The following is a 14276-nucleotide window of genomic DNA, read 5'->3' as shown; positions in this document are numbered from 1 at the left end:
TTCCGAATCTATCAGACCGTTTCACCGGCCGATTTCCCTCGGTCCCGCTTCGCTTTCCGGCCTTTCGGCTTTCCGGCGAGTCCGACTCTATCAGACCCTTTCGGGCCTGATTCCCAGTCAGCGGGGTTTGTCTTTGCGGCTGTTGGGCCGTTCCGACGTCCCAAACATTAGCGGATTCCCGGCTCCCGAGCGAATCGGGGGTTCGGAATTGAATTCGGGCATGCCGAATAGAATCCCGGTCGGGAGATCGTGCGAGTGGTTGGGGGTGCCGCCCTGTGGGCAACTCGAAGGACTCTACGCCACCTGCCCCCGCGGCACAAAAGCGGGGCCCGGCGCGACGTATCGCACCGGGCCCCGCCTCGCGGAAGCACTGAGGGATCAGGCTCCGACCGGCTCCTTCGCGCCGCCGTCGCGCGGCGTAGGGACGTCCGAGTCGGACGTGTCGGAGCCGGAGGAGTCGCCGGAGTCCAGCAGCGTGCGCTCGTCGAAGGGCAGCTCGCCGGCGAGGACCCGCCGGACGCGGTCCCGGTCGACCTCTCCGGTCCACGTGCCGATGAGCAGCGTGGCCACCGCGTTGCCCGCGAAGTTCGTGAGGGCGCGGGCCTCGCTCATGAAGCGGTCGATGCCGATGATCAGGCCGACGCCGTCGACCAGGCCCGGCTTGTGGGACTGGAGGCCCGAGGCGAGGACCGCGATGCCGGAGCCGGAGACGCCCGCGGCGCCCTTCGACGCGATCATCATGAAGAGGAGCAGGCCGATCTGCTGGCCGACGGACATTGTCTGGTCCAGGGCGTCGGAGATGAAGATGGACGCCATGGTCAGGTAGATCATGGTGCCGTCGAGGTTGAACGAGTAGCCGGTCGGGACGGTGATGCCGACGACCGGGCGGCTCACGCCCAGGTGCTCCATCTTCGCGATCAGGCGCGGCAGCGCCGACTCCGAGGAGGAGGTCGAGAGGATCAGCAGGAACTCCCGGCCCAGGTACTTCAGCAGCATGAAGATGTTGAAGCCCGTCGCCAGGCGCATGATCGCGGCCAGCACGATGCCGACGAACAGGGCGCAGGTGACGTAGAAGCCGACCATGATCGTGGCCAGGGCCTTGAGGGCGTCGACGCCGGTTTCGCCGATCACCGCGGCCATCGCGCCGAAGGCGCCGACCGGGGCGGCCCACATGATCATGCCGAGGACGCGGAAAACGAGCTTCTGGATGTGCTCGATGCCCCGCAGGACCGGCTCGCCGGAGCGGCCCATGGCCTGGAGGGCGAAGCCGACGAGCAGCGCGATCAGCAGCGTCTGGAGGACCGAGTCGCCGGTGAAGGCGGAGACCATGGTGGTCGGGATGATGCCGAGGAGGAAGTCGACGGGGCCCTCGTTGGCCTCCTCGGCCGCGGTGTGGCCCGCGCCCTTCACGGCCTCGGTGAGGTGCATGCCGTCGCCGGGGTGCAGCAGGTTGCCGACGACCAGGCCGATGGCGAGGGCCACGACCGACATCACCATGAAGTAGCCGAGGGCGAGGCCGCCGACCTTGCCGATCTTCGCGGCCTTCCGGACGGAGCCGACGCCCAGGACGATCGTGCAGAAGATGATGGGCGAGATCATCATCTTGATCAGGTTCACGAAGCCCGTGCCGATGGGCTTGAGCTCCTTGGCGAAGTCGGGTGCGATGAAGCCGACTGCGATACCGAGCAGCACGGCCACGATCACGGCGATGTAGAGATAGTGAGTGCGGTCCCGCTTCGCTGGTGCGGCTGGTTTCGCGGTCTCTGTATCGGCCACGGTTCCTCCTGACGACGACGTCGGCGTACCAGGTCGTGCGGCTCACGTCCTGCGAATCCTGGCGACTATCTCTCCCCCCGGTGAGGACCGTCACCCTTCCGTTCATTTAGTTCGCGCTTATACGAAGAGGCAGACTGGCTCGCATGCGTATCCCCCGTCCCCGCAGCCTCGCGGGCCAGCTCTTCGCGATGCAGGTCGTGCTGGTGGCCGTCGTGGTGGCGGGGTGCGCGCTCTTCACGTACGTCAGTGACCGGGGGCAGGCGGAGAACAGCGCGCGGCGCCAGGCCACGGCCACGGCGCGGGCGGTCGCCGACGCGCGGTCCGTGCGCGAGGCGGCCTCGGGCGCGGTGGATCCGACCGCGCGGCTGCAGCCGTACGCGCGGGAGGTCCAGCGGCACACCGGCGTCGACTTCGTGACGATCATGGATCCGGACGGGATCCGCTGGACGCATCCGGACGAGCGGCAGATCGGGGAGCGCTACCTCGGGCACATCGGGCCCGCGTTGAAGGGGCACACGTTCTCGGAGACGTACACGGGGACGCTCGGGGCGTCGGTGCGGGTGGTCACGCCGGTGTACGACGAGGGGCGGCACAGGGTCGTCGGGCTCGTCAGTGCCGGGATCACGGTCGATGTCATCACGGCTCAGGCGCAGGGGCAGGTGCTCGCCGTGGCGGGGGTCGCGCTCGCCGCGCTGGTGCTGGGCGGCATCGGTACGTACGTCATCAACGCCCGTCTTCGTCGGCACACGCACGGGATGAACGCCACCGAGCTGAGCCGGATGCACGCCTATCACCAGGCCGCGTTGCACGCGGTGCGCGAGGGGCTCCTGATGCTGGACGGGCAGCGGCGGGTCGCGCTGATCAACGACGGGGCGCGGGCCCTGCTCGGTGTCGGCGACGACGTGGTGGGGCGGTCCGTGGCCGAGCTGGGGCTGCCGGCGCCGCTCACGGGGGCGTTGCTGGCCGCCGAGCCGCGGGTCGACGAGGTGCATCTGACGGTCGACCAGGTCGTGGTCGTCAATACGTCGCCGGTGGCGAGCGGGAACCGGCGCGGCACGGTCGTCACGCTCAGGGACCACACCGAACTGCAGGCCGTGATGGGCGAGTTGGATTCCGAGCGGGGGTTCACGCGGGCGCTCAGGTCGCAGGCGCACGAGGCGGCGAACCGGCTGCACACGGTCGTCTCGCTGATCGAGCTGGACCGGGCGGACGAGGCGGTGGACTTCGCGACCGCCGAGCTGGAGCTGGCGCAGGCGCTGACCGATCAGGTCGTGGGCGCGCTGAACGAGCCGGTGCTGGCCGCGCTGCTGCTCGGGAAGGCGGCGCAGGCCAATGAGCACGGGGTGGAGCTGGTGGTGTCGGACGACACGCGGATCGACGACGGGCTGCTGCCGCAGGCGCTGCCCGCGCGTGATCTGGTCACCGTGCTCGGCAACCTCGTCGACAACGCGGTCGACGCGGCGCAGGGGTCGCCCCGGGCGCGGGTCACGGTGACGGCGCGGGCCGCTGACGATGTGTTGGTGTTGCGGGTGGCGGACACGGGGCCGGGTGTGGACCCGGAGCACGTCGACGCGGTCTTCGAGCGGGGGTGGTCCACGAAGCCGTCGGGGTCCGGGGGGCGGGGGCTCGGGCTGGCGTTGGTGCGGCAGGCGTTGACGCGGTGTGGTGGGGTGCTGGATCTGGGTCGGGCGGTGGAGGGCGGGGCGGAGTTCACCGTTCGGGTGCCGCTTGCCCATCAAGCCCCCGCGGCGATTGAGGCGCGGAGCCCCGAGTCCTCGGCGCAGGACGGCGTTACGGCCGCGGGGCTCTGCCCCGGACCCCGCGCCTCAATCGCCGGCGGGGCTGGATTTGCGGACACCCGCGGCACGGGAACCACACGCGCCGCCGGAATTGCGGACACCCGCGACGCAGAAAGCACGCGCGCCGCAGCACGCGCAGAAGTTGCCGGAACTGCCGAAAGAGGACCCCGTGACTGACGTTGAGGGCAGCAGCATTCGGGTTCTCGTCGTCGAAGACGACCCCGTCGCGGCGGATGCGCACGCGATGTACGTCGGGCGCGTTCCCGGTTTCACGGCCGTGGGCAAGGTGCACTCGGCGGCGCAGGCCAGGCGGTTCCTGGACCGGGAACCCGTGGACCTGCTCCTGCTCGACCTGCACCTGCCGGACGGCCACGGCCTCTCGCTCGCCCGTTCGCTGCGCGCGGCCGGGCATCAGGCGGATGTCGTCGCGGTCACGTCCGCGCGCGACCTCGCGGTGGTCCGGGAGGGTGTGTCGCTCGGGGTCGTGCAGTACGTGCTGAAGCCGTTCACGTTCGCCACGCTGCGGGACCGGCTCGTGCGCTACGCCGAGTACCGCGCGACGACCGGCGAGGCGTCCGGGCAGGACGAGGTCGACCGGGCGATCGCGACCCTGCGTTCGCCCGCCCCCGCCGCGCTGCCCAAGGGGCTGAGCGCGCCCACCCTCGAACGCGTCACGCAGACGCTGCGGGACGCGCCCGAGGGCCTGACGGCGGCGGCCGCCGCGGAGACGGTGGGGATCTCGCGGATCACGGCCCGCCGCTATCTGGAGCACCTGGTCGACTCCGGCCGTGCCGTGCGCAGCCCGCAGTACGGGCAGGTCGGCCGGCCGGAGCTCGTCTACACCTGGAAGTAGCCGCTACTTCGCCACTCGGAACCGCGTCACGGTGTCCTCGCCCGCCGGGCCCGTGCCCGACTTGTCGGCCACGTACGCCGTGCCGCGCGTGAGCTCCACGTGGTTCGGGTTGGCGCCCGTGCGCACCGTTTTGACCACGGAGCCCTTGCGCGGGTCGACGACGGTGGCGGTCGCGTCGGTGCGGTTGACCGCGACGACCTTGCCCGAGCGGTCGTCGCCGGCCACGGACAGGGTGCCCGCGCCCGTCGGCACCGACTTGGTGACCAGGCCCTTGCGCAGATCGACGACGGAGACGGTGCCCGCCGTGTTGTCCGCGGTGTAGGCGGTGCGGCCGTTCCTGGAGAGGGCCACGGAGATGGGGCCGTCTCCGGTCGGGATGAGGCGCGGCTTCGTGGATTTCCGGGTGACCTCGATCAGCTGGTCGTTGGTGAGGTCGGCGGCGTAGACCGTGCCGGTGCGCCCGTCGACGGCGAGGCCGGTCGGGCCCGCGCCCTCGACGGTGACGCGCTTCTTCTCGGCGAACGTACGGCTGTCGAAGCCCACGACGCTGCCGTCGCCGAAGCCGCTCGCCCACACCGTGTCGTGCTTCTCGTCGACGACGACCTCGCGGGCGTGGGCGACGTTCGGGAGGGTGGCGAGGTGGGCGCCGTTCCGCTGGCTGTAGACGGCGACCGTGTTGTCGCGAGTGTTGGTGACCCACACGGTGTTGTGCTCGTCGTCGACCGCGATGCCGTAGACCGCCTCGACGGCGCCGGTGGCCGCGTCGGTGACCGGCGGGGTGTACGTCGCCTCGACCTTCAGCGTGACCGGGTCGAGCTTGGTGAGCGCGGACGTCGTCACCGGGGGACGGCCCACGGCCGACGTCGTCCACAGGGCGTGGTTCCGCTCCGAGTACGCCGACTGGTAGAGGCCTTTGGTGACCGGCGCGGTGGCCGGAGCGGAGGTGGTGGAGGCGTTCGCGGCGCCCGCGGGGGCGAGCGTGGCGCCCGCGACGAGGGCCACGGCGACGGCGGCGGAACGGCGGATCCTGGGGGTGATTCGAGGCATGCTGCGTCAATCTCCTTTGCGGACGGGGGCGTTGCGACGCCACCCGAAGACTAACTTAGCTTAGCCTTACCTAACTCGCACCACCCATTGACCCTGATCGCCGCCGCTCATACCTTCACGGCAGCCCCGCGAGGCAACGATGCCCGCGCTGCTCCGTAGGAGGTCGTGCCCGTGCGTCCCACCGCCCCGATCCTCACCGTCACCGTGCTGCTGGCCGCCGCGACGCTCACCGCCTGCGGCGGCGACTCCGGAAGCGACTCGGACACCATCAAGGTCTCCTTCAAGCAGTCCACGGACAACAAGGTCAAGGTCATGGACGACTACCTGGCCGCGATGAAGGAGAAGTTCGAGAAGGCGAACCCCGGCAAGAAGGTGGAGTTCGTGCCGATCAAGGCGCCGGACGCGGAGTACTACACCAAGCTCCAGCAGATGCTCCGCTCCCCCAGGACGGCCCCGGACCTCGTCTACGAGGACACCTTCCTCATCAACTCCGACATCGCCAGCGGGTACTTGAAGCCCCTCGACGCGTATCTGGACAAGTGGGGCGACTGGAACCAGTTCATCGGCACGGCGAAGACCGCGGCGAAGGCCAGGGACGGGAAGACGTACGGCGTCCCGGACGGCACCGACACCCGCGGCCTCTGGTACGACAAGGCGATCCTGAAAAAGGCCGGGATCGCGGTGCCCTGGCAGCCGAAGAACTGGGACGAGGTCCTGGACGCCGCCCGCGCCATCAAGCGGAAGGTCCCCGGCGTCACCCCGCTGAACGTCTACACCGGAAAGCCGGCCGGCGAGGCCTCGACGATGCAGGGCTTCCAGATGCTCCTGTACGGGACCGGCGCGGGCACCGCCGACCCGCTCTACGACAAGGGCACGAACAAGTGGGTCACCGGCACGAAGGCGTTCAAGGACAGCCTCGGCTTCGTGCGGACGGTCTTCAAGGAGAAGCTCGGCCCCGACGTCTCCGACGCCCTCGACCCCAACTTCCCCACCCAGGTGCGCGGCGAGCTGCTGCCCGAGGGCAAGCTCGGCATCAACCTCGACGGCTCCTGGCTGCCGCAGGACTGAATCAAGGGCAGCGGCCACGAGTGGCCCGAGTGGTCGCAGAAGCTCGGCCTCGCCCACATGCCGACGCAGGAAGGCCAGGCGCCCGGCAAGGTCTCCATGTCGGGCGGCTGGACCTGGGCGATCCCGGCCAAGTCCGCCAATCCCGACCTCGCCTTCGACTTCGTCAAGACGATGCAGACGAAGGAGAACGCCAAGCGCTGGTACATCGCCAACTCCGGCATCGCGGTCCGCAAGGACGTGGCCGAGGACCCCGCGTACGTGAAGGCGCAGCCCGGCATCAAGTTCTTCACGGACCTCGTGGCGAGCACCCACTACCGGCCGGCGTACCCCGCGTACCCGAAGGTCTCCACGGCGATCCAGGAGGCGATGGAGTCGGTGACGACGGGCGACGCCTCGGTCGACAAGGCGGCGTCGACGTACGACGAGCAGGTGAGGACGGCGACGGACGGGAAGGTCGTCAAGAAGCCTTGAACGGAAGGGAGTTGAGCAAGAAGCGAGCGCCACAGTGACCCGGAACCGTCGCAGGGCCGCCCTCCGGCTCGTGCCGGTCGCGCCGGCGACCGTCCTCATGGCCCTCTTCCTCGCGGGCCCGATCGCGTACTGCGCCTACATCGCCTTCACCGATCTGCAGCTGACCGGGCAGGCGGAGTCGTCCTTCGTCGGCTTCGACAACTTCACGGCGGCGTTCAAGGATCCCGCGTTCCTGAACGCCGTCTGGCTGACGCTGGTCTTCACGTTCCTGTCGTCGATCGTCGGGCAGAACACGCTGGGACTCGCGCTCGCGGCGCTCATGCAGCGCGCGTCCAAGCCCGTCAGGAGCGTCACCGGGGCCGTCGTGGTCGCGGCGTGGGTGCTGCCGGAGGTCGTCGCCGGCTTTCTGCTGTACGCGTTCTTCCGCCGCGAGGGCACCCTCAACGCGATCCTCGACTGGCTCCATCTCCCCAGTCAGAACTGGTTGTTCACCCTGCCGATCCTGGCGGTGTCGTTCGCTAACGTGTGGCGCGGCACCGCCTTCTCGATGCTCGTGTACTCGGCTGCGCTCTCCGAGATCCCGACGGAGGTCACCGAGTCCGCCGAGGTGGACGGCGCGAACGCCTGGCAGCGGCTTTGGCACATCACGCTGCCGATGATCCGCCGCTCCATCGGCACGAACCTGATGCTGAACACGCTTCAGACCCTGTCGGTCTTCGGCCTGATCTGGGTGATGACCCGCGGCGGGCCCGGCAACCACAGTCAGACCCTGCCGCTGTTCATGTACGAGCAGGCCTTCCAGAAGTCCATGATCGGCTACGGCACCGCGGTGGCGCTGCTGCTGCTCGTGGTCGGCTCCCTGTTCTCGCTGGTGTACATGCGGCTGCTGCGCACGGAGGACTGAGTGAAGACCCGAATCCGTAGACGACTCTCGGCGGACGCGGCGCTGCTCCTCGTCGCGCTCGCCTTCTCGCTGCCGCTCGCCTGGGTCGTGCTCTCCTCGGTCGACGCGGACGCGAATCTGCGGGTGAAGTGGCCCTCGGAGCTGACGTTCGGCAATTTCGACGACGTCCTGAAGCCCGATGTCACCTTCACGCCGCTGCTCAACTCGCTGATCCTGTGCGGCAGCGCGACCGCGCTCACGGTCGGCTGCGCCGCGCTCGCCGCGTATCCGCTCTCCCGCTACCGCTCGCGCCTGAACAACCCGTTCCTCGCGACGACGCTGTTCGCGACCTGTCTGCCGATCACGGCGGTGATGGTCCCGGTGTACGCGCTGTTCGTGCAGGTGAATCTCATCGACACCATGTCGGGGACCATCTACTTCTTCGCGGCGTCCCAACTCCCGTTCGCCGTCTGGCTGATGAAGAACTTCATGGACGGCGTGCCCAAGGAGCTGGAGGAGGCCGCGTGGACGGACGGCGCGGACACCTTCCAGGGGCTCGTGCGGATCGTGCTGCCGCTGATGGGGCCCGGCGTCGCCGTCGTCACCGTGTACTCGTTCGCGATGATGTGGGGGAACTTCTTCGTCCCGTTCATGCTGCTGCTCTCCCCCGACCAGATGCCGGCCTCGGTCAGCATCAACGACTTCTTCGGCAACCGGGGTACCGTCGTGTACGGGCAGCTCGCCGCGTTCTCCATCATCTACTCGACGCCGGTGGTGCTGCTCTACGTCCTGGTGTCGCGGCGCTTCGGCGGCGGTTTCGCGCTGGGCGGCGCGGTGAAGGGCTGAGCGCTCTCGTCCTTGTGCATGAGAACGAGGGTCCACAAGTTCCGTCAACAGGTACCAACTTGTCACGCGGGACGCACGGACCGTAGCCAAACGCCCCGTGACCCCCTACTTTGTGCCCGTGCAGCACGAGGCCATGCCCAACCAGCCGACACCACCGTTCAACGCCCCCGCCGCCCGGCGCCTGCGCGAAGCGCTCGGGATGGCGCCGGGGCACGTCGCGTACGGCATGCGTGCCTCGTACGGGCTCGGGCACATCACGCCGGACGTGATCGTCGCCTGGGAGCGGGGCGACGCCGCGCCGACCGCCGGGGAACTCACGGCGCTCGCCGGGGCGTTGTGGTGCTCGCTGAGCGAACTCATCGGAGTGCCGCGGACCCTGCGCGAGCACCGGCTCGCGCTGGGACTCGCGCCCGAGGACGTGGCCCGCTCCGTGGGCCTGGAGATCCACTCGTATCTGCGGATGGAGGAGACCGGCGACTGGCAGGGCAACGACCGGCAGTCGACGGCGCTCGCCGACACACTGCGGCTCACCCCGCGCGCGCTGTCGACGGTGACCGGGCGCGACGCGCATCTCGCGGAGCTGCTGCGGGACGCGGCGCGCACCCGCTGGCAGGGGTCCGTGCGGCCGATCGCCCGGCTCATTCCGGTGCAGCGCCGTGAGCTGGAGGACGTCCTGCACGAGATGCACCTGGAGTACCAGGCGCTGATGGCCGCCACGCTGAGCTGGGGCGGTGGCACGTCCCCCGGGGCGGGGGACGCGGGGCGGCAGTTCCTGGAGCGGATCCTGGACGAGTTCTGGTCCAGGATCCGTCATCCGTAGGCGGGGCCAGCGCCTAGAAGACCGACTCCGCCTCGTCCATCCGGTCCTTCGGGACCGTCTTGAGCTCGGTGACCGCCTCGGCGAGCGGCACCATCGTGATGTCGGTGCCGTACAGGGCCGTCATCTTGCCGAACTCGCCACGGTGCACGGCCTCCATGGCGTGCCAGCCGAAGCGGGTGGCGAGCACGCGGTCGTACGCGGTGGGGGTGCCGCCGCGCTGCACGTGGCCGAGGATGACCGGGCGGGCCTCCTTGCCGAGGCGGCGCTCCAGCTCGTAGGCGAGGGCGGTGCCGATGCCCTGGAAGCGCTCGTGGCCGAACTGGTCGATCTCGCCGGTGCCGTAGTCCATGGTGCCGGGGGCCGGGTGGGCGCCCTCGGCGACGCAGATGACGGCGAACTTCTTGCCGCGGGAGAACCGCTCTTCGACCATCTTGACCAGGTCGGAGGGGTCGAAGGGCCGCTCCGGCAGGCAGATGCCGTGGGCGCCGCCGGCCATGCCGGACTCCAGGGCGATCCAGCCCGCGTGCCGGCCCATGACCTCGACGACCATGACGCGCTGGTGGGACTCGGCGGTCGTCTTCAGCCGGTCGATCGCCTCGGTGGCGACGCCGACGGCGGTGTCGAAGCCGAAGGTGCGGTCGGTGGAGGAGATGTCGTTGTCGATCGTCTTCGGCACGCCGACGACCGGCAGGCCCGCGTCCGACAGCATCCGGGCCGCCGTCAGCGTGCCCTCTCCGCCGATCGGGATGAGGGCGTCGAAACCGATCTCCTCGGCGAGCTGCTTGGCGTTCTCGCAGGCCGCGCGGAACCGGTCGCGCTCCAGGCGGGAGGAGCCGAGGATGGTGCCGCCGCGGGCGAGGATGCCGCTGACCTCGTTCAGATCGAGCGGGCGGTAGCGGCCGTCGAGAAGCCCCGCGTAGCCGTCCTCGAAACCGAGCACCTCGTCGCCGTAGTGCGTGACGGCGCGGTGCACGACCGACCGGATCACGGCGTTCAGGCCAGGGCAGTCGCCGCCTGCGGTGAGAACTCCGATACGCATCGTGCTGTGTCTCCTGCTCGCTACTGGTACGTCGGTGAGCGATGTCGATTGTTCCACGCCCTTGGAGGGGACGCGCTCGCGCTCGGCCGTACAGGGAGCTTCGGCAGGGGTTCGACGGGCACTTGTACCCGGTGGAAAAGGCCTTCTGTCCGGCGGGCGGCCTAGCCACCGCCAGAGGTATTGTCAAGGGGGCACGGCTTTCATTGCGCGCCTTTTTTTGACCCGAAAGAGACCGAATCGTCCCGGAAACACCGGGTGGGGACGCGTAGAACCACGAGGGAAACGGAGAGCACGCGTGACGCGCAGCGTGTACGTGACCGGGATCGATCGCGGCGACGGCCGCCAGGTCGTGGAGCTGGGGGTCATGGAGCTCCTGACCCGTCAGGTCGACCGGGTGGGGGTCTTCCGGCCGCTCGTCCACGACGGCCCCGACCGCCTCTTCGACCTGCTGCGGGCGCGCTACCGCCTCTCGCAGGACCCGGCGACGGTGTACGGACTCGACTACCACGAGGCCTCCGCGATCCAGGCCGAGCAGGGCACCGACGAGCTGGTCTCCCGGCTCGTCGACCGCTTCCACGGAGTGGCCCGCGACTTCGACGTGGTCCTCGTCCTCGGCACCGACTTCGCCGACACCCAGCTCCCGGACGAGCTGGCGCTCAACGCGCGGCTCGCCAACGAGTTCGGCGCCTCCGTGGTCCCGGTCGTCGGCGGCAAGAAGCAGACCGAGGAGTCGGTGCGCGCCGAGGCCCGCAACGCGTACCGCGCGTACGACGGCCTCGGCTGCGACGTCCTCGCGATGGTCGTCAACCGGGTGACGCCCGCCGACCGCGACGAGGTGCGGGAGAAGCTCGACGGCCGGCTGCCGGTGCCCTGCTACGTGCTGCCGGACGAGCCCGCGCTGGCCGCGCCGACCGTCGCCCAGATCACCCACGCGCTCGGCGGCAAGGTGCTGCTCGGCGACGACTCGGGGCTCGCGCGCGACGCCCTCGACTTCGTCTTCGGCGGCGCCATGCTGCCGAACTTCCTCAACGCCCTGACGCCCGGCTGCATGGTCGTCACGCCCGGGGACCGCGCGGACCTCGTCGTCGGCGCGCTCGCCGCGCACAGCGCGGGCACCCCGCCGATCGCGGGCGTGATCCTGACCCTGAACGAGCGACCGGGCGAGGCGATCCTCAAGCTGTCCGAGCGTCTCGCACCGGGCACCCCGGTGATCGCGGTGGCCGGCGGTTCCTTCCCCACGGCGGCCGAACTCTTCGCCATGGAAGGCAAGTTGAACGCCGCGACACCGCGCAAGGCGGAGACCGCCCTCGGCCTCTTCGAGCGGTACGTCGACACGACGGGCCTGCTGAAGACGATCCAGGCGCCGTCCTCCGACCGCCTCACCCCGATGATGTTCGAGCACAAGCTCCTGGAGCAGGCCCGCTCGGACAAGCGCCGCGTCGTGCTGCCCGAGGGCACCGAGGAGCGCGTGCTGCGCGCCGCCGACGTGCTCCTGCGCCGCGGCGTCTGCGACCTGACGCTGCTCGGCCCGGTCGAGCAGATCCGCAAGAAGGCCGCCGACCTCGGCGTCGACCTCGCCGACAGCGACATCATCGACCCGCAGACCTCGGCTCTGCGGGAACGGTTCGCCGACGCGTACGCGGCCATGCGCGCCCACAAGGGCGTCACCCCGGAGCTGGCGAACGACGTGGTCGCCGACGTGAACTACTTCGGCACGCTGATGGTCCAGGAGGGCCTCGCCGACGGCATGGTGTCCGGCTCCGTGCACTCCACGGCCGCCACGATCCGGCCCGCCTTCGAGATCATCAAGACCAAGCCGGACGCCGCGATCGTCTCCTCGGTCTTCTTCATGTGCCTGGCCGACAAGGTCCTCGTCTACGGCGACTGCGCCGTGAACCCGGACCCGAACGCCCAGCAGCTCGCCGACATCGCCACGCAGTCCGCCGGCACCGCCGCCCGGTTCGGCGTGGAGCCGCGGATCGCGATGCTGTCGTACTCCACCGGCACCTCGGGCTCCGGCGCCGACGTGGACAAGGTCCGGGAGGCCACGGACATCGTCAAGGCGGCCCGCCCCGACCTGAAGATCGAGGGGCCGATCCAGTACGACGCCGCGGTCGAGCCGTCCGTCGCGGCCACCAAGCTGCCCGACTCCGAGGTCGCGGGCCAGGCCAGCGTGCTGATCTTCCCCGACCTCAACACCGGCAACAACACGTACAAGGCCGTGCAGCGCTCGGCCGGCGCGATCGCCGTCGGCCCGGTGCTCCAGGGCCTGCGCAAGCCGGTCAACGACCTGTCGCGCGGCGCGCTCGTGCAGGACATCGTCAACACGGTCGTCATCACGGCGATCCAGGCCCAGACCCCGGCCAACTGACCACCGAAGAACCCCCACCGAAGGCTGTACCCGTGACTGCGACTCGCATCCTCGTCCTCAACTCCGGCTCCTCGTCGGTGAAGTACCAGCTCCTCGACATGGCGGACGGCTCTCGCCTCGCCCTGGGCCTGGTCGAGCGGATCGGTGAGGAGACCTCCCGCCTCAAGCACACGCCGCTCGCCACGGGCGGCGGGTCCCGTGAGCAGAACCGGCCGATCGCCGACCACGAAGAGGCGCTCAAGGCGGTCGCCGCGGAGCTGACCGAGGACGGGCTCGGCCTGGACTCCCCCGAGCTGGCCGCGATCGGCCACCGCGTGGTGCACGGCGGCAAGCTGTTCACCGAGCCGACCGTCATCGACGACGCGGTGCTCAAGGAGGTCGAGCGGCTCATCCCGGTGGCGCCGCTGCACAACCCGGCGAACCTGACCGGCATCCGCACCGCCCAGGCCCTGCGCCCGGACCTGCCGCAGGTCGCCGTCTTCGACACGGCGTTCCACACGACGATGCCGGAGTCGGCCGCGCGCTACGCGATCGACGTGAAGACCGCCGACGAGCACCGCGTGCGGCGCTACGGCTTCCACGGCACCTCGCACGCGTACGTCTCCCGCAAGACGGCCGCGCTCCTCGGCAAGAGGCCCGAGGACGTCAACGTCATCGTGCTGCACCTGGGCAACGGCGCCTCCGCTTCGGCGGTCCGCGCCGGGCAGTGCGTGGAGACCTCGATGGGGCTCACGCCGCTTGAGGGGCTCGTGATGGGTACGCGTTCAGGAGACGTCGATCCGGCCGTCATCTTCCATCTGATGCGCGTTGCGAAGATGTCGGCGGACGCGATCGACGACCTGCTCAACAAGAAGTCCGGGCTGATCGGCCTGTGCGGCGACAACGACATGCGGGAGATCCGCCGCCGGATCGACGAGGGCGACCAGGAGGCGAAGCTCGCCTTCGACATCTACGTGCACCGCCTGAAGAAGTACATCGGCTCCTACTACGCGGTGCTCGGCCGGGTGGACGCCGTCGCGTTCACGGCCGGGGTCGGCGAGAACGCGGCGCCGGTGCGCGAGGCTGCGGTGGCGGGCCTGGAGGAGCTGGGTCTCGCGGTCGACGGAGAGCTCAATTCCGTACGTTCCGACGAACCCCGGCTCATCTCCCCCGAATACGCCCGCGTGGCCGTGGCCGTGGTGCCGACCGACGAGGAGCTGGAGATCGCGCAGCAGACCTACGCCCTGGTACAGAACCGCAACGACTGAGCGCCCACCCGCCCATTTGTAGATTCCACCAGACGGAATATTCCGTAGCGAAACAA

10 protein-coding genes and 1 pseudogene are annotated in these 14276 nt (G+C 69.8%); 8 read left to right on the top strand and 3 right to left on the bottom strand.

The genetic code is table 11. The features are described from left to right. Positions 1-378: 378 nt before the first annotated feature. Complete coding sequence (locus ACIA8D_RS14205) at positions 379-1776, bottom strand: cation:dicarboxylate symporter family transporter (protein WP_399231859.1); 1398 nt, start codon at positions 1774-1776, stop codon at positions 379-381. A 143-nt stretch (positions 1777-1919) separates the two neighbouring features. On the opposite strand from ACIA8D_RS14205, the gene ACIA8D_RS14200 reads away from it, so the two are divergent. Next, positions 1920-3752, top strand: coding sequence for an ATP-binding protein (locus ACIA8D_RS14200; protein WP_399231858.1), 1833 nt, complete (start codon positions 1920-1922; stop codon positions 3750-3752). Further along, a complete protein-coding gene (locus ACIA8D_RS14195) occupies positions 3745-4428 on the top strand; it encodes a response regulator (protein WP_399231856.1) in 684 nt (227 codons plus the stop codon). The genes ACIA8D_RS14200 and ACIA8D_RS14195 overlap by 8 nt, the downstream gene beginning before the upstream one ends. A gap of 3 nt (positions 4429-4431) precedes the next feature. Here ACIA8D_RS14195 and ACIA8D_RS14190 read toward each other — a convergent pair whose 3' ends face one another. Then, positions 4432-5475, bottom strand: coding sequence for a YncE family protein (locus ACIA8D_RS14190; RefSeq protein ID WP_399231855.1), 1044 nt, complete (start codon positions 5473-5475; stop codon positions 4432-4434). 171 nt (positions 5476-5646) lie between these two features. Between ACIA8D_RS14190 and ACIA8D_RS14185 the strand changes: the two are divergent. The 4 genes and pseudogenes from ACIA8D_RS14185 (at position 5647) to ACIA8D_RS14170 (ending at position 9563) form a co-directional block, all read left to right on the top strand. Next, positions 5647-7014, top strand: a pseudogene (locus ACIA8D_RS14185) (ABC transporter substrate-binding protein). Between the two features lie 97 nt (positions 7015-7111). Then, positions 7112-7918, top strand: coding sequence for a carbohydrate ABC transporter permease (locus tag ACIA8D_RS14180; RefSeq protein ID WP_399231875.1), 807 nt, complete (start codon positions 7112-7114; stop codon positions 7916-7918). After that, on the top strand, positions 7919-8743 hold the full coding sequence (locus ACIA8D_RS14175; protein WP_399231853.1) for a carbohydrate ABC transporter permease: 825 nt from the start codon (positions 7919-7921) through the stop codon (positions 8741-8743). 133 nt (positions 8744-8876) lie between these two features. After that, positions 8877-9563, top strand: coding sequence for a helix-turn-helix domain-containing protein (locus tag ACIA8D_RS14170; protein ID WP_399231873.1), 687 nt, complete (start codon positions 8877-8879; stop codon positions 9561-9563). 13 nt (positions 9564-9576) lie between these two features. Here ACIA8D_RS14170 and ACIA8D_RS14165 read toward each other — a convergent pair whose 3' ends face one another. After that, positions 9577-10602: a 6-phosphofructokinase gene (locus ACIA8D_RS14165; RefSeq protein ID WP_399231851.1), complete on the bottom strand. Its 1026-nt coding sequence runs from the start codon at positions 10600-10602 to the stop codon at positions 9577-9579. A gap of 295 nt (positions 10603-10897) precedes the next feature. On the opposite strand from ACIA8D_RS14165, the gene pta reads away from it, so the two are divergent. Together pta and ACIA8D_RS14155 are read left to right on the top strand one after the other, a co-directional pair. Then, complete coding sequence (gene pta / locus ACIA8D_RS14160; protein WP_399231850.1) at positions 10898-12973, top strand: phosphate acetyltransferase; 2076 nt, start codon at positions 10898-10900, stop codon at positions 12971-12973. Between the two features lie 32 nt (positions 12974-13005). Beyond that, on the top strand, positions 13006-14220 hold the full coding sequence (locus ACIA8D_RS14155) for an acetate kinase (RefSeq protein ID WP_399231848.1): 1215 nt from the start codon (positions 13006-13008) through the stop codon (positions 14218-14220). The last annotated feature ends 56 nt before the right edge of the window (positions 14221-14276 follow it).

This window comes from Streptomyces sp. NPDC051684 (assembly GCF_044453445.1).
Lineage (GTDB): Bacteria > Actinomycetota > Actinomycetes > Streptomycetales > Streptomycetaceae > Streptomyces.
This window is presented reverse-complemented; position numbering and strand designations above follow the sequence as displayed.

What these genes read in the sequence shown, in the direction of transcription:
- ACIA8D_RS14165 (WP_399231851.1), bottom strand. Translation starts at nt 10,602, where the DNA reads ATGCGTATCGGAGTTCTCACCGCAGGCGGCGACTGCCCTGGCCTGAAC.
- ACIA8D_RS14190 (WP_399231855.1), bottom strand. Translation starts at nt 5,475, where the DNA reads ATGCCTCGAATCACCCCCAGGATCCGCCGTTCCGCCGCCGTCGCCGTG.
- ACIA8D_RS14180 (WP_399231875.1), top strand. Translation starts at nt 7,112, where the DNA reads ATGGCCCTCTTCCTCGCGGGCCCGATCGCGTACTGCGCCTACATCGCC.
- ACIA8D_RS14200 (WP_399231858.1), top strand. Translation starts at nt 1,920, where the DNA reads ATGCGTATCCCCCGTCCCCGCAGCCTCGCGGGCCAGCTCTTCGCGATG.
- ACIA8D_RS14170 (WP_399231873.1), top strand. Translation starts at nt 8,877, where the DNA reads ATGCCCAACCAGCCGACACCACCGTTCAACGCCCCCGCCGCCCGGCGC.